We start from the raw sequence: 16472 nt of genomic DNA, 5'->3' as shown, positions 1-16472 counted from the left end.
CAAATATGATTGAAAGATTTATATTGAATATACATTCAATGAATATTAATTCAATAAAACAGGAGATCAATTATGGGTATGCAGAAAAAAGTAGTAATAATCGGTGGGGGAATTGCAGGACTTTCTGCAGGTATTTATGCAAGACTTGCAGGTTTTGAAGCAGAAATATATGAGAAGAATTCCACACCCGGCGGAGAATGCACAGGATGGAACAGAGAAGGCTTTCATATAGATAACTGTATTCACTGGCTCACAGGAACCAAGAAGGGAACAGAGTTGTACGACGTATGGGAGACTGTCGGAGCCATTTCGGATAATACTAAGTACGTTCATCTCGAGTCCTTTTATACCTCATGTCTTGGTGGACAAAAGGCGACACTCTGGGCAGATCTTGAGAGAACAAGAAGAGAGCTTACAGAGCTTTCTCCGGAAGATGCTGATGAAATAAATAAATTTATCGAATATGTGGAATACTCCAAGCAATGTCAGGTTCCGGCAGATAAACCGATGGACATGTTCAGCATCGGAGATTACATCAGACTTGGAAAATCCATGGGCGATTTTATGAAGGTTATCAAGGATCTTGGGCAGGAATCTCTGGAAGACTACAGCAAACGCTTCAAGTCTCCCTTGATTCAGAAGCTTATGTGTGATTATCTTCCCAAGGAATACAGTGCAGAATCACTGTTTGTATCCTATGCATCCATCGCTGATGGTAACGGTGACATACCAATGGGGGCATCTTTGGAGATGTCGATTCGAATGGAGAAGAGATACAAGGAGCTTGGCGGCAAGATCTACTATAACAAGGCTGTAGACAGGATTCTGGTTGAGAAAAGGCGTGCCGCTGCTATGATTCTTGACGACGGAATGAAGGTAACCGGCGATTATTTCATAGCAACCGTTGATACAAATCTTCTGTTTGGCAAAATGATCGACAGCAAGTATATGCCAAAAGCACTGAAAAAAGCATACGATAACCGCGAAGCATTTCCTGTCACAAGCGGATTCCAGGTTGCGTATACCGTAAATAAGGATTTTAATCCCGGAGAAACCGTATTTATCGATATTGAGCCTCTTAAGATTGGCGCAAGAACGTTAGACCGTATGTATGTCAAAGTGTATGGTTATGATCCGAAGTTTGTGAAGGATGGAAAACAGGTACTTCAGACCAGCTTTTTCCAGAGCGATGCCGATTTTGAATACTGGAAGAGACTTCCTAAAGAGGAATATAAAGAAGTTAAGGAAGCTTTGGTGAAAGAGGTAACTGAGAGATTAGAGGCCGGATATCCCGAGCTCAAAGGCAATCTCCACGTCCTTGATTCCTGGACTCCGCTCACTTATGAGAGATACTGCAATGCATATCATGGAAGTTACATGAGCTTTATCTCGACAGGTAACGGAATACCGTTTAGAGTAAAAGGAGACATAAAGGGCATAAAGAATCTCTGTTTTGCAGGGCAGTGGAACAGTTCACCGGGAGGACTCCCGATAGCTGTGACAAACGGCAAGTTTGCTATTCAGAGAATTTGTAAAAACAAGGGATATTTTAAAGGGGAAGCCAATGACAAGAGAAGAACAGAAGGAAGAACGCAGGAAAGCAATACTTATGACAGCTCTGACGCTCTTCGTGGAAAAAGGGTATCATGAGACCAAAGTTGCGGATATTGCGGCTGCGGTTCCAATGAGCACCGGCCTGATGTTTCACTATTTCAAATCAAAAGAAGAGCTCTTAATGGCTCTCGTCGTAATGGGGAAAGAGTTTACAGGGGCAACAGCTCCTGTAGAGGGAATCCCTGCAGACATATTCCTAAAAGGGATGCTGGATGAACTATTTCTCTATGCTAAAAAGGATGCATACGTAGCAAATATGTTTGTCCTGATGGCACAGGCCAGACGTGCCGGAATGCCGGAAGACGTGCGCAAATTGGCGAATTCGGTGGAAGCCATCGACAATACGGCAAAGATTATAAAAAACGGTCAAAAAGCCGGGCTATTCAGAAAGGGCGATCCTAAACTGCTGGCGCTTTGCTTCTGGTCTGCATTTCAGGGGATAATGGAAGAGATGACCATGGACAGGGCGCTTGACACTCCGGATTCAGAGTGGCTTATGGCTATACTCAGACCCTGATTGTTTTACAAAAAGAGCTGATCATTCAGTTCTTTTCTGCATTAATATGAAATTCAGCCTCCCTGACCCATAACAACCGTTCCTTTTCCGTCTTCGTTATAAACGGTTCTGATGGGAGTGGGGCCGGTGAATCCCGGGTATTCATCCCTTATTTTCAGCACATTTCCTGAGATAAAAAAGTTCTTGTACTCATAGTAATACACAAATCGGTCCAGGAACTCAGAAGTGTTAGCAGAATACTTCACCCCGTCTATATATGCAGTAGTTTCGCGCTCACCCAAATAGAATATAGTGATGGGCAGAAACGCATAAAACATGCCTAAAACAATTGTTGCAGTAGTTGCTATATAGGCAAGTCTTCGGGCCTTTTTATTATTCTGTCGTCTGATAAGCTGAATAATTCCAACGATAATCCCTATAACAGCCAGGGTTACAACTACCTGGATCACAAAGAATCTGAATCGCAGTTTATGAGCTTGCAGCAAGTCATTAAGTATCTTAAATACGGCAATCAAAATCAATGTTTCAAACAATATATGTCTCTTCATACACGTTTTCACAGCATTTCCTCCGTTTATCATTATATAATATATACAGTTTATGCCGCGGTTTCGTTGCAAAGATTATGAACTTTTAATTTGTAAATTCCCCCCGACAGTTTTACAATGATAAATAATATGTGTATCAATTAAGTACAAAGACCGGATAAGAGGGGGATCTTATGAGGGTATTAGTTGTAATTGACATGCAGAAAAAGTATCTTAGCGGATACGATGAGAAGCTTTTATCGAACATTAACTACGAGATAAAACTGGCTCATGAAGAGGAAGACGTTCCAATCTTCTATGTGAAAAACGTAGGCCTCACCGGGAACAGAGACGGATACGACCTCTCGGATGAGCTTCTCATGGTTTCGGATCTGGTTTTTGAAAAGAAGAGTCCGAGTGCATTTTCATCAAAAGCCTTTTCACAAAAACTGAAAGGGCTCAAAGCAACGGAGCTTGAGATTGTAGGAGTTGACGGCACCTCCTGCGTCGCTAAAACGGCGATGGATGCCGCAAAACTCGGATATAAGACGGAAATAGTAAGAAAGTGCGTAGGAGCACGAAATGAAAAAGTGTATGAGAAAACACTTAAAAAGCTTGAGGATGCAGGAATAAATATCTTGTGATTTTTAGTATTATTGCACAAAATTATCATCATTATTCCGTCATCCAACATCAGCATTCTGATATTTTGGACATGAATATAATATCCTCCTTTTTTGATAATGCCTATTATTATCAAAAAAGGAGGTGTTTGTTTTTATGGGAAAGAAACTAGTTTCACTTGTTTTGGGGACTGCACCTGGTCACCAAATAATGTATCCTTTGCAAACGGCCAGATGAAGCTTACTATCGACAGAAACTGGCAAGGATACACGGGAGGAGAGTACAGAACAAAGAAATACTACGGATACGGGCTGTTCCAGGTTAATATGAAACCCATTAAGAACTCAGGCGTTGTATCTTCTTTCTTTACCTACACAGGTGAGAGTGATGGTACAAAATGGGATGAGATCGATATAGAATTTCTTGGATATGACACCACGAAAGTCCAGTTTAACTATTACACAAACGGACAGGGTAACCACGAATACTTGTACAACCTTGGATTTGATGCATCACAGAGTTTCCATACCTATGGTTTTGACTGGAATGCCGGAAGCATCACCTGGTATGTGGATGGCAAGGCTGTATACACTGCAACAAGGGATATCCCGAACACTCCCGGAAAAATCATGATGAACGTATGGCCAGGAACAGGAGTGGACAACTGGCTTAGACACTACGATGGAAGAACCGGGATAAGTGCTTACTATGACTGGGCTTCCTATGATGCTCACACAGGAAGTTCGAACAACAGTAGCAGCAATAACAATAATAGTAACAACAATAACAGCAATAATAACAGTAGTTATCAGCCTGCACCTTCACAGTCATCCAATACCGGTAATAATGCCGGATCAAGTGCAATGTTTGACAGTTCTAAGGCATACAAGCTCATAAACTCCGGAAGCTGCCTTTCACTGGATGTTCAGGGCAACAGAAGGGACAACGGCACCAATATCCTTCAGTATCCCTTCAGGGGAAATGCTAATCAGAAGTGGTACTTCGTAAAAGAAGGCGATTATTACATCATTAAATCTGCTTCAACAGGTAAAGTTCTCACAGTCCAGGATTCAGCAACATGGGACGGGGGAAACGTATGTCAGTGGGATTATTATGGCAGCAACAGCCAGAAGTGGGAGATTTACCCGGCTGCAAATAACACCTACAAGATCATAAATCACAACAGTGGGAAGTGCCTTAACATCGCCTACGGTAGTAACGACGCTAACGCAAATGTCGAGCAGTATAAGGACGTATCCAGCAGCTATGAGATGTGGTGGATTGATGTTGCAAACTAATTAAAATAGAAATTTAATGAACCAAAGAATGCAGTTATTATGTGGGGAGGCATGTGTGTGGCAGGAGCGATACAATAAGGACAAATAGAATTATTCGGGCTCTGAAGCAGTAATGCTTTAGAGCTCAATTTATGTATAATAGAGATTGAAAGTTCAAAATTATCTTAATAATAGTTATGTCCGGTTCAAATGGTGGAATGAATATGGCTAAACATGAGGCAGAGTTCTACCATAAGAACGGCATTCCGGCTATGTCGCTTGCACTTTTCAAGACAAAGCAGACATCTCCTGATCTGGTAAGTGTACCCATTGAATACGTTGAAAATGCTATCAGGTACTTAAAAGAACAGGGATATCAAAAGATCGGTATCGACGGGGCATCAAAAGGCAGTGAAATGGCTTTGGTTGCAGGTTCTCTGCTTTCGGATATTTCGTGTGTTATAGCGAGGGTTCCGTCCTATTATGTAAGCGAAGGATTAGGGACATTAACAGTGATAAAGATGTTACTCCGGATACGATCATTTCGGTTGAGAACATAAGGGGACCTGTCCTTTTTCTGTCATCAAAAAAAGATGAAGTTTGGCCCTCGTTTGAAAGTGCGTGCATAATGGAGGAAAAACTGGAATCTGTATCATTTCCATATGAACATAAGCATGTTGCGTTTGAGAATATCTTCCAGCGTAACGTACTAATCTGGATGACAAATAAGTTGATTTTTTTGTTTCAAGGATATACAATGTATATACAAAGGAGGTGCTGATTATGCAAGCTCAAGTTAAAACATGGGGAAATAGTCAGGGAATTAGAATACCAAAAGAGGTACTTCAGGAAGCGGCTATTTCAGTTGATGATGTTCTTGATGTAAAGGTATCTAGTGGCATGATAATGCTTGTTAAACCATTTAGACATAGAACACTGGAAGAACGTGCTGCAGAGTATGGTGGGCAGCTCCATTTAGATGGCGAATTTGACTGGGGTGAATCGGTAGGAAGAGAGATTTGGGAATGAAGGAAGAATTGCATCAGGGGGATATACTTAAGATTGAACATATCAAGAAACCGGTTCTTATTGTGAGTAAGGATTTCTTTAATCAGACTTATGAGATAATCGGATGCCCTATTTTTGAAAAAGGGGAAGCAGGACCTTTACATATACATATCGAAACTGAAGACGTAGAAGGTTATGTGCAATGTGAAAAAATGGCACTCCTTGATTTGAATATCAGGGGTTATTCAAAGATTGATAGGATACATTATCCTGACATTATAAATATCACAGACGCTATCCAAGGAATCTTTGACTACATCTGAAAATGAATCAACATGGAGTCAGTGAGATTTCTTTAGTAGGAATATATTAGCAGTGTATGATTCGGATTATGGATTGTACGCTGCTTTTACTATGTATATAATAACTCATGAATTTAATAATATTGGACTAGACACACCTTGTCCGGTGCAAAAATACGGCATTTCTCGCTTTGTGTCGTGGTAATACGTGGACAGGTTTCATATACTCCAATTATCCAATGAGAGGAGGAAATCAATTATTGGATCAGCAAAAAGCAGGAAGATTTTTAAAAGAATTAAGACATGAAAAGGAAATGACCCAGGAACAGCTTGCACAGTTTTTTAATGTAAGCTCCAGAACCATATCACGATGGGAGAATGGAACCAATCTACCGGACATTTCTTTACTGGTTGAGATTGCGGATTTCTACGATGTGGATGTCAGAGAAATAATTGAAGGAGAAAGAAAAAGCGAGATGATGGATAAGGAAGTAAGAGATGTGGCCACTAAGATGGCTGATTATGCTAATGAAGAAAAGGGAAAGCTCCTTAGAAGTATACAGATAATAAGTTTTGCAGGGGTATTGGTTTTATTATTATCCATTGTGCTACAAACTGCAGCCAGTGATGAGCAGTACCCACCTAATTATGAAGCGTTATTTACATCGTTTATAGCCCTGATCATAATGGGGGTTATCACTTTATATGTTACAGGGTTATTGGAAAAGATAGTTAAGCATAAAAAGCTGGTTCTTTTCATGAAAATAGCCACTGTGGCCGGGATGATCATTGGCTTTTGGCGAGTGATTGTATTATATGTAATCATTGGAATTTTGTGTGTAGGCTTTCACTTGGCGCCAATTGAAGAATATGACGACATCACCCATTATAATGAATATATGTCTTTTTCCAGAAATGAAGCTCCGTTTAAGGATGAAGAAAACAAATGGACCAAGCTTGGAATGGATGAACATATCTGGCCATATAAGATTACAGATGATATGAATGTGGCGGATTTCAAAATGGTTTATTATAATCCTTGGGATGCGCAGTACCTTGGATATCTGGTTGTAGATTATTCAGCCGATGACTATGCAGAAGAAGTAAAGAGGCTTAGAGAGTACGAGTCTACTGAATACGTAGGATATTACTGCGTTAAAGAGGAAAAAACCTATGACCTTCTTGCAGTAAACGCAGATTCTTATCATGGATTTGTATATGCCCTCACTGATGGTAACGGCAGAATAATATATGGCGAGCAGTTGTTTTGCAACTACTTCATGGATCTTAAGTATGAAAAATATATCCCTACAGAGTATTTACTGGATGGATTTGATGCAACTACCAAGTCAGATTATTATAAAAAGATGCTTGGGGACGAGTAAGTTATATCGGAACGTGAACAATCGGTGTAAGACCAAACAAAAAAACAGACTTCATATATTCAAAATCTGTCCTTTTGTTTGGGCTTCAGACCGATTTTCATCTGAGTGAACTAAGTCGCGGAGGCCACGGGTTCAATCCCGCGAAACGCTCCGCTGGAGATTATTGCTTATGCAGTAGTATTTCCTTTTCTATTTTCTAAATTGTGCAGGCGTAATGCCTGTCTGTTTTTTAAATATATACCCAAAATAGCTGGCATCCTTAAAACCGCATTCTGAAGCAATAGTATAGACGGGACGTTCAGGATATCGTATCAGTAGATTTCTGGCATGATTAATGCGTATTGAAGTCAGATGCTGCATTATTGTAGTTTTCGTTTCGGCTTTAAACAGACTTTGGGTATAAGCCCTGGACAGATGAACTGTTCTTGCCAAGTCATCTATGGTTATTGTCTGAGAGTAATGATCTTCCAGAAATTCTAGTATTTTGCGTACAGTCCCAGAATCAGCAACTTCTTCCGATGTGCTGATGAATCTTATGTTTTCCGAAAGCGTCAGGAGGAAATCATAGCAGATAACAGATAGTCGATGTCTTTGATCGGATTTTGGCAAATGCGTTATCTCCAAAATTTGTTTTTCATAACGTAAAAATGGATTTTCATGATTAAAATGATAAACGCCTGATTCCTGCATGCGTAAAGATCTTAATATCTCCAGACAATTTGCTCCTGAAAACCCAATAAAACTTACGATCCACGAATCATCGACTGCATTATAAGAATGATTGATCCCGGGGTATATAAGAATACCCTCCCCGGGATTCAGAATGGATTTTCTGTTTTCGATTATTACATTTCCACGTCCGGATTCACAATAGAACCATTGGAAGAATGGAAGCCCGTTTGGACGATTTATCGGTTCCTGATTATGCATCATTCCTAAAAGATTTATGGAAAGTGGATGATTGTTTTGTGATACATGTGATGGATATGAATAAAGCATAAAAAACTCCTTTAAATATCGGACTATTCTTATATAAATATAATAATAATCTGATGAACCGGTCAACCCAAAATAATATAATTACCTTGTAAATACATACATTCAAAACAGATGAAGGAGAAGAAAAATGATCCCTGAAATAAGAAAAGATAATGGTATTGATACACTCTATGTTCATGGACAGCCTTTTTTTGCACTGGCCGGTGAGATTCATAATTCCAGTGCCAGTGATCTTGAGTATATGGAGAAGCAGGTTTGGCCGTATCTGAAAGACCTGAATATGAATTCGGTCATTGTACCTGTATATTGGGAAAAAGTCGAGGAACAGGAAGGAAAATTTGACTTTAGCCTGGTTCGGGGAATTATTGATCAGGCCAGGGATAATGGAATGAAACTGATACTTCTGTGGTTTGGGCTATGGAAAAATGCAGAGTCAATGTACGTTCCCGGATGGATGAAAAAAGACACAGAGAAATATTTCCGCGTTAAAAAGGTGAACGGAGAGCTGGTAAATACTATTTCACCATTATGTGATGAAGCTGTGCAGAAGGATGCCAGGGCCTTTAAGGAATTGATGAAATTTCTCAGGAACTATGACGAAGAAGAGAGCACGGTCATAACGATGCAAGTCGAAAATGAAATTGGCTTATTAGGTACAGCCTGTGACTACTCAGATGCAGCTAAGGCTGCTTTTGAAAAAAGCATTCCTGATGCGTTATTTGAAAAACTGAGTGAGGATGATACATCAGAAAAAAGAACCTGGAGAGATGTGTTCAAAAGAGATGCAGAGGAGGCATTCATGGCGTATCACTTTGCTAAAGCAGTGGAAGTGATAACTGCTTCGGGCAGAGAAGAGTATCCTCTGCCGTGCTATGCTAATGCCTGGCTTAAACAGTATCCCTGGTATGCAGGATCATATCCAAGCGGAGGACCTGTTACACAGATGCATAAAATCTGGAAAGCAGCAGCCCCGTCGCTGTTTGCACTTGCACCGGATATATATGTTTCCTATGTTCCTGATGTGATGGATGAATATCATTATGAAGGGAATCCATTGTTTATTCCTGAGGTACGCAAAGATGCTGTAACAGCTTCTTATTGCCTTTATGCTTTTGGAAAGCACAATGCTATTTGCTATTCACCGTTTGGGATTGAAGAATTAGCCATGGATCCAGAGCTGATCAATAGTCCGCCGATGGAGGTTATGATTGCTCTGAATATTGACCCTACCGCGTTTGATATTGCAGGGAGCAAGAATTATCTGGCAAGGACCTATAAGCTGATTGAGGAACTAAAACCTCTTATTATAAAATACCGTGGAAGCGATAAGCTTCAAAGCTTTGTCCAGCATAGGGATACTGATTTCGGGAGTTATCTTGCGTTTAAAGAGTATAATATACACGTTTCCTATGCCCATAGGGAGAGATTAAAGCCTGTAGGTGGCGGTATGATATTCGAAATTGAACATGATAAATTTCTGTTGGCCGGTACAAATTGTAGTTTTAGATTCCATCCACTTCCCGGCGAAAATTGCACAGTTGGAATACTCAGATATGAAGAAGGCCGTTTTGATAACGGAGAATGGAAGTGCGGTCGTATCCTCAACGGTGATGAGGCAATGACGATCTCACTTGGCGCAATGCCAGAGTGTAAGCTGATAGAAGTTTATAAGTATTAATATTAGGAACTCTCCTTACTTGGAGGGTTCTATTTTTTGCTATTAAAACAGTAGTGTATCAGCAGCTTTATGGATTTCTGATACAAGTACATTTTCTTTTGATATAATGACTTCAAGGGGCATTAGCTCAGCTGGGAGAGCGTCAGGTTCGCAATCTGAAGGCCTAGCGGAAGAACTTCTTGGAATTGATGATGTAATAGAGACGGTGCGTCCACTGGCCGATGCCCTACATGCTGTTATACAGGGGGATGAGGGAGAAGTATACTGATGGGGAAATCTTATATGTTGGCGGTTTGCGCAAAAATAGAATGAGAATGGGCTTACGGTATATGGGAATTGATTTAGAAAAACTTAAAGAAAAGTATTCAAAGAATAAACCCACTTTTTCGTTATCAGAGTTAATGCTATGCATCTCATTAATCATAATCGGATGCGCATTGTTTTTCGCCATGCCTGATGATATGGGTATTTGGGGCTGGGTATTGTTTGTAGTAGGTACTTTCCTGAACGTTGTGGGTATTTTCAGACTTGCTGCAATGGTACCGGAGGTAAAAAGTGATCTGGGCAGCAAAATAGCAACAGTGGCATCGCTCTTTGCTTCAGTTTTCATACAGTTCATCGGACTTTTGTATCTATATAAGAGCGGCGGAACAGGAAAAGGAGCAGCCATCGGCACGCTTGCTTTATGTATCAGCCTTGGACTTGTCATATATGCTGTTGATTTAGAAGATGAGAGACATCAGAAAAAGATAAAAATAGCATGTGCGATCATCACGATTTTTCTTACTGCTATAGCTATCTTTCTTAATATCAGGGATGATTTTTCTACTGCCAGTGTCTCTGTGGGAACAATACTGCTGATAGAAGCATTGATAACCGGTAGAATTGGATTTTTATCACAAAAATAGAAAACAATAACGCCCCGCAACCTCAGTAATAATCTGGATTGCGGGGCGTTGGATGCTTTTTTAGATGATGTTAAAGGCTAGTAGGTATAGATTTTTTTTACTTTTATGCCTGCTTTATTAAGAAGTTTCTTAACCTTTTTTCCATATTTCATATCATTGGTTGAGCGTATGTTAAGAATGGTCTTGGTTCCTTTCTTAAATGCATTCTTATCAATTGATTTGATGCAAGAGCCGGTTATGCCAAGCAGAATGCTGTAAACTATTATGAAAATATATCCGATAAACAAAATAGCAAGGGATTGCCAGGCATTGGTGGTGATGGAACGGATCCACCAGGGTCTGGCTTTTTATTACCATTTTGTGTATTGGAGGTAAGCGGATGAATATAGAAGGGATTAAGGATACAGATACTCAGCGGCATATTTATACTCACAGTTTAAAACCGGAAGACAATAAGGCTTCCAGATCAACATTTTTGGAAATTTTTAATAGCAGAGCGCAAGACTATGTTCAGGATAAGCGACCATGTGAATATTTTGATCTGGCAGACCAAAATGGATTCATATCATACAAGAATGCTGTTTTTGTCTGTAACCATAAAAATAATACTCTTGAGCTGGGAAACTGCTCTGATGAACGCAACTGCATCAGGGTAAAGTTGTCAAAAGGCGGGAGCCTCCTTGTTAACAGAGATAACATTGATGATCTTCTCATGAGCATAGGCATGTTTTCTGCCAAGGATCAGGGGCTTATCATGCAGGCTGTCATGAAGGATAAGATGGCTCAGGCAGCAAAACAGAAGTCAGAGGAACATGAGGAAGTTGATAAGCTGATGGATATGGTAAAGGATGAATGATTCTGTGTGAAGAAAAGCGTCAAAAAAACAGGGTTACAAACACGGTATTCCTCGTTTGTAACCCTGAAGACTCAATACAGGTTCATTATTCATTCTTAGCGAGCGAGATATCAACAGTGTAGTTAACCATCGCGTCTCGACCTCAATTCTGCAAGGACACCGCGGCCATTAAAGTCTGGCCTTCCGGCAAGTCTTTTTTCTTCTATCTCAACAAGTTTTTCCCTGAGTGCAAGGGTACGTTCCCTTTCATTATAGGCTTCAATATCCATTACAACGAGATCTCCTTCGCCATTTTTTGTCAGGAAAACTGGGGATTTTGTTTCTTTACACAGAGCAGATATCTCATTATAATTCTGCCTTATTTTTGCAGAAGGTCTTATTAGTGTCTGCATTTAAACACCTCCGGTTTACATAGCAATATTGTGACTATATTACAGCTTAATATTACTATGTCATCTACAATGTAACAATGTTCCCGTTATTGGCAAAATAACAGCAACAGATTCTTCTGAGAATGTGGTATATCATGCTGAGACACAGTTCCCTTCAATCCATGATAAGACAGATATTTATGATGCATCAGGGAACAGAGTAGCCCACATAGAAAGGAAGTTTTTTACTCTCCATGAACGTCATTTTGTTACCATGGCAGAAGGGGCTTCCTTTGAAATATCAAATGAGATCCTGCATATAATCAAGGACATTACAAATATAGTAAACATGGAATAATGAGGAAATCCGGATTCTTGTCTCTTAGAATCCGGATTTTATGCGTATGAAGACAAAGTGTTTCTTGTGTGAATCTGAAAATCCATTACTTTGCAAATATGAGTATTTATAGAAATTTAATATTTCCAAAACCTTTGCATTAGATCAAATATGTTAAGGTTAAATATACAGATTATGCAGATGGAGGTGTTTATGGGAAGAATCAGCAAAGCCATCGAAAAGAAAAAGAAAGAGCTCATGTGGCTTAAGATAAAGCTTGGAATAAAGGTAGGAGCTATAGTTCTTGTTCCTGTCGTTATTGGCATCCTTATCCATATCATAAGGAAAAAGGCAAAAAAGCGCGTAAAAAGCAGGTTCAGGGAGACCATTAGAAGTCACGCTGTGCCAAAGCATGAAGAAGATGAAGAACTTGAGTTGTATGATGAGACTATAGACTAAATTTGTGTGATGTTGTTTTGGCTCTGACTGCTTATGAAAAACAGAAAAGATAAAGTTCATGGCTTGTGTATGTCTCGGGCTTACATTCATGACAATAGCATTTTTTCTTGGACCGATCTATGGGCTTTTTTCCATGTATCAAGGAGCGAACTTCTGGTTTCATCTTATTGTCCCGCTTGCTGAGAAGGACCCAGTGTTTGGGCAGCTTTCCGAAAACAAAAATAAGGGGAAGAAACCATCATATCTAATGGTCAAAGCCGGAACCTGGGGAGAGGATGCCTGCCAGCTTCATAGATTCTTTTCACTTAAGGATGTAAAGATACACGGAAAAGCACCGTATAAGATAAAGGCAGGGGACTGCTTTGCTTCTGAAACGGCCCTTAAAGGAAGCATCTCCATATCGGAGGAGGAAGACCTAAAATTTACTTCGTCCCGCTGGACAGAAGACTTCTTGGGGTATTCTACTACGAAGGAAAGGAATACGATTTCAACTTTTCAAAGCTACATCTTCATGTGCAGACACAGTTCAGCTTTGAGGAAAAAGAAGACGAAGTCATATGGCATGTAAGGCAGGAGAATATAGTGGCTGCAATGGAGACAGAAATACACTGTTTGAAAAAGGACATGCTGCTAATAAACTATGAAGCTCCTGACGGACAAAAGCTCCATAACAGGCTTTGGAATGGTGGAACCGGCTATGGAACTGTAAAACTGTATGACAAAAAAGGCGGCAAAATGATCCTCGTAGATGAGATAGAAGCTACCCATGTTGGGTGCGAATACGGAGAATATGGTATGAAAGACTTTAGCGATGAAGCTAAGGAAACAGTAAAACGGCTGGTAGGTTAGGAGAACTGATAAAAAATGGAAGAATTCGTGAAAAACATGTTCCAGAGACAGAAAGACGAGAAGCTCGAAAGATACAGGCGCCTTAACAGGAATGTGGTGAAGGGGCAGATACTGTTTACCGGTTCATCCCTGATGGAACAGTTCCCGGTCAATGAGATCGCAATGACACACGGCATTGACAAAATAATATACAATCGAGGAATTGGCGGATATACGATACCGGAGATGCTTGATGCCATGGATGAGCAGATATTCGACCTTGAGCCTGGAAAGATATTTATCAACATTGGGACAAATGACATTAGCCGTGAGGATGAAACTTTGGAAATGCTGATAGCAGACTACCGTTCTGTCCTTAGTGGGATCAGAAAAAGGCTGCCAGAAACAAAGGTGTATCTTATGGCGTACTATCCCGTCAACGTCACAGTTGCTGCAAGGCAGCCATGGCCTGATGCTGATAAGGCGGCGAGGCTCAGGCTTGAAAGGCTAGAAAAGGCAAATGCAGCTGTAAAAGAACTGGCAGAAGAGTTTGGGTATGAATACATAGACGTAAACAAAGGCCTGACAGATGAAACCGGTCAGACCAGGGAAGAATTTTCAGTAGATGGGATACATATGTGGCCGGATGCATATGAGATTGTTTTTGAAAATATGAAGAAATACATCATGGAGTGATATATGGGACATTTTTACTTTATTAGACATGGACAGACGATCTGGAATGTAGAGAATAAGATATGCGGGGCTACCGATATAGAGCTGACAGATCTTGGACACCGGCAGGCGGTGGAAACAGCAGAAAAAATGCTTGAACAGGGGATAAAGGCAGATGAGATACTGACATCTCCACTGGTAAGGGCTTCTGAAACAGCAAGGCACATCTCTGAGATCACGGGAATTCCACTGAGAATTGAAGAAAGGCTCATCGAGCAGAATTTTGGAAAATATGAATCCACGGCAAGGGATGGCAAAGAATTCCATGAAGCAAAAAAGGATATGGCAAGCAGGTTTGGCTCGGGAGAATCCATGCTGCAGCTTGCTCAGAGGATTTACAACCTTCTGGACGACATCAAAGCATCCGACAAGACATATATCCTGGTTGCGCATAATGGTATTGCAAGAATCGTGGAGTCATATTTCAGGGAAATGGATAACGAGGAGTTCTCGTCATTTGGCGTAAAAAACTGTGAGATAAAAAGGTATGACTTTTCTTGAGAAGATGCCCTAAAATTGACTTTATGTGGGCATTATACTAAAATATATTTTAGTAAAAGATAATTAACTAAAACATATTTGATGTTTTTTGGAGCGTATTATGTTTATTGGCAGAGAGCAGGAACTGAAGATACTTAATGAAACATATGACAAGCCCGGCTTTCAGATGACAGTAATATACGGGCGAAGAAGGATCGGCAAATCCAGGCTTATCACTGAATTTATAAAGGATAAAAAAGCTTCATACTATGTGGCATCGCAGACAAGCCTGGAGGACAATGTCAGAAAGTGGGGCGGGCAGTTCATTGATGATATAGCGCCAGAACTTGAAGGCGCAGAATTTAGCGACCTTGAGAATTTTTTCAAATTTGTGGGGAATACATGTAAGGATGAAAGGGTAATCATTGCCCTTGATGAGATTCCTTATGTTGCCGAGGCAGATGAGTCCTTTTTATCCAGGTTTCAGATTGCGATAGATACCATTCTTGCAAAAAAGAGCATTTATCTGATAATCTGCGGATCTGCAATCAGCTTCATGGAAAAGGAAATCCTTAGTGAAAAGAGCCCTGTTTTTGGAAGAAGGACTAACCAGATTTTCTTAAAGCCTTTCGACTATCTGGATTCGGCCAAATTTGTGCCGAAGTATTCCTCAGAGGAAAAGGCTATTGTGTATGGTGTTACCGGCGGAGTCGCAAAATATCTCTCATTATTTGATGACAGGCTTTCTCTGGATCAGAATATCATCAACAATTATTTTACTTCCTCCGGATATTTATTTGAGGAGCCTCATAACCTTCTGACTCAGGAATTCAGGACAATCAACACATATAATTCGGTCATAGAAGCCTGTTCCAACGGGGCAAATAAGGTTAATGAGATTTCTGACAGAACTCATGAATCCACGGCTACGTTATCCTATGTCCTAAAGAATCTTATGACAGTGGGCGTAATATCCAAGGTTTTTGCAATAACAGATGAAAAGAACAAGAAGAAAGTAAGCTATGAAATAACAGATGGAATGTACCGTTTCTGGTACAGGTTTGTGTCCATGGCAAGGACTGCAATAGAGATGGGCAGGGGGGATGTTTACTACCAAAAATATGTCAAAGACAAGCTGCACGAGTTTATGGGTGAAATATTTGAGTACATGTGCAGATATTATGTCCTGTTAAAGGGAATGGATGGAGAGCTTGGCTGCTTCGTGACAAATGCCGGTAAATGGTGGGGGAATGGTCATGACAGAAAGCCCACGGATATCGATGTCGTTGGAATAGATAATACCAGTAATAAAGCACTTATCGGGGAATGCAAGTTTAAGAATGAGCAGATCGATAAAGGCATTTACGAAGCCCTGATGGACAGAAAGGGGCTTATAGACAGAAAATATGAGGAAGTGCAGTTTTTGTTCTTTTCCTTGTCAGGATATTCAAAATGGGTTTTAGAACATGCGGATAAGGATAAAGTGAAGCTGCTGACATTGGAAGATCTCTATAAATAAAAACAGAATAGACCCGGCTCAATATATTTATGAACCCCTCCGACTTAT

Annotated in this window: 22 protein-coding genes and 1 tRNA gene; 20 read left to right on the top strand and 3 right to left on the bottom strand. The window is 40.3% G+C overall.

Features of this window, described 5'->3' with window-relative positions; all coding sequences use genetic code 11:
• Positions 1 to 78 precede the first annotated feature (78 nt).
• Entirely contained in the window at positions 79 to 1650 is a 1572-nt protein-coding gene (locus tag G596_RS0116635; RefSeq protein WP_044928972.1) for a phytoene desaturase family protein, read from the top strand.
• On the top strand, positions 1565 to 2131 hold the full coding sequence (locus tag G596_RS0116630; RefSeq protein WP_026671396.1) for a TetR/AcrR family transcriptional regulator: 567 nt from the start codon (positions 1565 to 1567) through the stop codon (positions 2129 to 2131). The genes G596_RS0116635 and G596_RS0116630 overlap by 86 nt, the downstream gene beginning before the upstream one ends.
• A gap of 53 nt (positions 2132 to 2184) precedes the next feature.
• On the opposite strand, the gene G596_RS0116625 is transcribed toward G596_RS0116630, so the two are convergent.
• Positions 2185 to 2679: a hypothetical protein gene (locus tag G596_RS0116625; RefSeq protein WP_022762950.1), complete on the bottom strand. Its 495-nt coding sequence runs from the start codon at positions 2677 to 2679 to the stop codon at positions 2185 to 2187.
• A 173-nt stretch (positions 2680 to 2852) separates the two neighbouring features.
• Here G596_RS0116625 and G596_RS24090 point away from each other — a divergent pair, with 173 nt between their 5' ends.
• The 7 genes from G596_RS24090 (at position 2853) to G596_RS24085 (ending at position 7254) form a co-directional block, all read left to right on the top strand.
• Positions 2853 to 3302 carry a cysteine hydrolase family protein gene (locus tag G596_RS24090; RefSeq protein WP_022762949.1) on the top strand — a complete coding sequence of 150 codons (450 nt, stop codon included), beginning with the start codon at positions 2853 to 2855 and terminating at the stop codon, positions 3300 to 3302.
• 99 nt (positions 3303 to 3401) lie between these two features.
• A complete protein-coding gene (gene bglS / locus G596_RS25900; protein ID WP_022762948.1) occupies positions 3402 to 4580 on the top strand; it encodes a beta-glucanase in 1179 nt (392 codons plus the stop codon).
• Between the two features lie 203 nt (positions 4581 to 4783).
• Positions 4784 to 5119 (top strand): acyl-CoA thioester hydrolase/BAAT C-terminal domain-containing protein, encoded by a 336-nt coding sequence (locus G596_RS25795; protein ID WP_278246768.1) that lies wholly within the window; start codon positions 4784 to 4786, stop codon positions 5117 to 5119.
• Positions 5014 to 5340: an acyl-CoA thioester hydrolase/BAAT C-terminal domain-containing protein gene (locus G596_RS26115; protein ID WP_196805245.1), complete on the top strand. Its 327-nt coding sequence runs from the start codon at positions 5014 to 5016 to the stop codon at positions 5338 to 5340. The genes G596_RS25795 and G596_RS26115 overlap by 106 nt, the downstream gene beginning before the upstream one ends.
• Before the next feature lie 2 nt (positions 5341 to 5342).
• Positions 5343 to 5588 carry an AbrB/MazE/SpoVT family DNA-binding domain-containing protein gene (locus G596_RS0116605; RefSeq protein ID WP_022762946.1) on the top strand — a complete coding sequence of 82 codons (246 nt, stop codon included), beginning with the start codon at positions 5343 to 5345 and terminating at the stop codon, positions 5586 to 5588.
• On the top strand, positions 5585 to 5890 hold the full coding sequence (locus G596_RS0116600; RefSeq protein WP_022762945.1) for a type II toxin-antitoxin system PemK/MazF family toxin: 306 nt from the start codon (positions 5585 to 5587) through the stop codon (positions 5888 to 5890). Before G596_RS0116605 ends, G596_RS0116600 begins: the two co-directional genes overlap by 4 nt.
• Positions 5891 to 6129: 239 nt before the next feature.
• Entirely contained in the window at positions 6130 to 7254 is a 1125-nt protein-coding gene (locus tag G596_RS24085) for a helix-turn-helix domain-containing protein (RefSeq protein WP_022762944.1), read from the top strand.
• Positions 7255 to 7443: 189 nt separating this feature from the next.
• Here G596_RS24085 and G596_RS0116590 read toward each other — a convergent pair whose 3' ends face one another.
• Positions 7444 to 8253, bottom strand: a complete 810-nt coding sequence (locus G596_RS0116590) for a helix-turn-helix transcriptional regulator (RefSeq protein ID WP_026498807.1) — start codon at positions 8251 to 8253, stop codon at positions 7444 to 7446.
• 127 nt (positions 8254 to 8380) lie between these two features.
• Here G596_RS0116590 and G596_RS0116585 point away from each other — a divergent pair, with 127 nt between their 5' ends.
• The 4 genes from G596_RS0116585 to G596_RS0116570 all read left to right on the top strand — a co-directional run bounded on the left by G596_RS0116585 (position 8381) and on the right by G596_RS0116570 (position 11695).
• A complete protein-coding gene (locus G596_RS0116585; protein WP_022762942.1) occupies positions 8381 to 9931 on the top strand; it encodes a GH35 family beta-galactosidase in 1551 nt (516 codons plus the stop codon).
• Between the two features lie 116 nt (positions 9932 to 10047).
• A tRNA-Ala gene (locus tag G596_RS25035) sits at positions 10048 to 10160 on the top strand.
• A gap of 100 nt (positions 10161 to 10260) precedes the next feature.
• Positions 10261 to 10839 (top strand): hypothetical protein, encoded by a 579-nt coding sequence (locus G596_RS0116580; RefSeq protein WP_155829339.1) that lies wholly within the window; start codon positions 10261 to 10263, stop codon positions 10837 to 10839.
• Positions 10840 to 11218: 379 nt separating this feature from the next.
• Positions 11219 to 11695, top strand: coding sequence for a hypothetical protein (locus tag G596_RS0116570; RefSeq protein ID WP_022762939.1), 477 nt, complete (start codon positions 11219 to 11221; stop codon positions 11693 to 11695).
• Between the two features lie 122 nt (positions 11696 to 11817).
• Here G596_RS0116570 and G596_RS0116565 read toward each other — a convergent pair whose 3' ends face one another.
• Positions 11818 to 12087: a type II toxin-antitoxin system Phd/YefM family antitoxin gene (locus G596_RS0116565; RefSeq protein ID WP_022762938.1), complete on the bottom strand. Its 270-nt coding sequence runs from the start codon at positions 12085 to 12087 to the stop codon at positions 11818 to 11820.
• Positions 12088 to 12136: 49 nt separating this feature from the next.
• Between G596_RS0116565 and G596_RS0116560 the strand changes: the two genes are divergently transcribed.
• The 7 genes from G596_RS0116560 to G596_RS0116530 all read left to right on the top strand — a co-directional run bounded on the left by G596_RS0116560 (position 12137) and on the right by G596_RS0116530 (position 16424).
• On the top strand, positions 12137 to 12424 hold the full coding sequence (locus G596_RS0116560; RefSeq protein ID WP_081646787.1) for an LURP-one-related family protein: 288 nt from the start codon (positions 12137 to 12139) through the stop codon (positions 12422 to 12424).
• A gap of 192 nt (positions 12425 to 12616) precedes the next feature.
• Positions 12617 to 12862, top strand: a complete 246-nt coding sequence (locus G596_RS0116555) for a hypothetical protein (RefSeq protein WP_022762936.1) — start codon at positions 12617 to 12619, stop codon at positions 12860 to 12862.
• Between the two features lie 88 nt (positions 12863 to 12950).
• Entirely contained in the window at positions 12951 to 13430 is a 480-nt protein-coding gene (locus G596_RS24080) for a hypothetical protein (protein ID WP_155829337.1), read from the top strand.
• A gap of 23 nt (positions 13431 to 13453) precedes the next feature.
• The gene (locus tag G596_RS24075; protein ID WP_196805244.1) at positions 13454 to 13711 is read left to right on the top strand and encodes a hypothetical protein; all 258 of its coding nucleotides are present in this window, start codon (positions 13454 to 13456) and stop codon (positions 13709 to 13711) included.
• 15 nt (positions 13712 to 13726) lie between these two features.
• On the top strand, positions 13727 to 14386 hold the full coding sequence (locus tag G596_RS0116540) for a GDSL-type esterase/lipase family protein (RefSeq protein WP_022762933.1): 660 nt from the start codon (positions 13727 to 13729) through the stop codon (positions 14384 to 14386).
• A 3-nt stretch (positions 14387 to 14389) separates the two neighbouring features.
• The gene (locus tag G596_RS0116535) at positions 14390 to 14926 is read left to right on the top strand and encodes a histidine phosphatase family protein (RefSeq protein ID WP_022762932.1); all 537 of its coding nucleotides are present in this window, start codon (positions 14390 to 14392) and stop codon (positions 14924 to 14926) included.
• Between the two features lie 100 nt (positions 14927 to 15026).
• Positions 15027 to 16424 (top strand): ATP-binding protein, encoded by a 1398-nt coding sequence (locus G596_RS0116530; protein ID WP_022762931.1) that lies wholly within the window; start codon positions 15027 to 15029, stop codon positions 16422 to 16424.
• Positions 16425 to 16472 lie beyond the last annotated feature (48 nt).

It is taken from the genome of Butyrivibrio sp. AD3002, from assembly GCF_000420905.1.
Classification (GTDB): domain Bacteria; phylum Bacillota; class Clostridia; order Lachnospirales; family Lachnospiraceae; genus Butyrivibrio.
This window is presented reverse-complemented; position numbering and strand designations above follow the sequence as displayed.

Coding starts and splice junctions, on each gene's coding strand:
- G596_RS0116600 (WP_022762945.1), top strand. CDS start 5,585: ATGAAGGAAGAATTGCATCAGGGGGATATACTTAAGATTGAACATATC.
- G596_RS0116585 (WP_022762942.1), top strand. CDS start 8,381: ATGATCCCTGAAATAAGAAAAGATAATGGTATTGATACACTCTATGTT.
- G596_RS25795 (WP_278246768.1), top strand. CDS start 4,784: ATGGCTAAACATGAGGCAGAGTTCTACCATAAGAACGGCATTCCGGCT.
- G596_RS24090 (WP_022762949.1), top strand. CDS start 2,853: ATGAGGGTATTAGTTGTAATTGACATGCAGAAAAAGTATCTTAGCGGA.
- G596_RS0116540 (WP_022762933.1), top strand. CDS start 13,727: ATGGAAGAATTCGTGAAAAACATGTTCCAGAGACAGAAAGACGAGAAG.
- bglS (WP_022762948.1), top strand. CDS start 3,402: ATGCCTATTATTATCAAAAAAGGAGGTGTTTGTTTTTATGGGAAAGAA.
- G596_RS0116590 (WP_026498807.1), bottom strand. CDS start 8,253: ATGCTTTATTCATATCCATCACATGTATCACAAAACAATCATCCACTT.
- G596_RS24075 (WP_196805244.1), top strand. CDS start 13,454: ATGGAGACAGAAATACACTGTTTGAAAAAGGACATGCTGCTAATAAAC.
- G596_RS0116630 (WP_026671396.1), top strand. CDS start 1,565: ATGACAAGAGAAGAACAGAAGGAAGAACGCAGGAAAGCAATACTTATG.
- G596_RS0116565 (WP_022762938.1), bottom strand. CDS start 12,087: ATGCAGACACTAATAAGACCTTCTGCAAAAATAAGGCAGAATTATAAT.
- G596_RS0116535 (WP_022762932.1), top strand. CDS start 14,390: ATGGGACATTTTTACTTTATTAGACATGGACAGACGATCTGGAATGTA.
- G596_RS24080 (WP_155829337.1), top strand. CDS start 12,951: ATGACAATAGCATTTTTTCTTGGACCGATCTATGGGCTTTTTTCCATG.
- G596_RS0116555 (WP_022762936.1), top strand. CDS start 12,617: ATGGGAAGAATCAGCAAAGCCATCGAAAAGAAAAAGAAAGAGCTCATG.
- G596_RS0116580 (WP_155829339.1), top strand. CDS start 10,261: ATGGGAATTGATTTAGAAAAACTTAAAGAAAAGTATTCAAAGAATAAA.
- G596_RS0116635 (WP_044928972.1), top strand. CDS start 79: ATGCAGAAAAAAGTAGTAATAATCGGTGGGGGAATTGCAGGACTTTCT.
- G596_RS0116530 (WP_022762931.1), top strand. CDS start 15,027: ATGTTTATTGGCAGAGAGCAGGAACTGAAGATACTTAATGAAACATAT.
- G596_RS0116625 (WP_022762950.1), bottom strand. CDS start 2,679: ATGAAGAGACATATATTGTTTGAAACATTGATTTTGATTGCCGTATTT.
- G596_RS0116605 (WP_022762946.1), top strand. CDS start 5,343: ATGCAAGCTCAAGTTAAAACATGGGGAAATAGTCAGGGAATTAGAATA.
- G596_RS0116570 (WP_022762939.1), top strand. CDS start 11,219: ATGAATATAGAAGGGATTAAGGATACAGATACTCAGCGGCATATTTAT.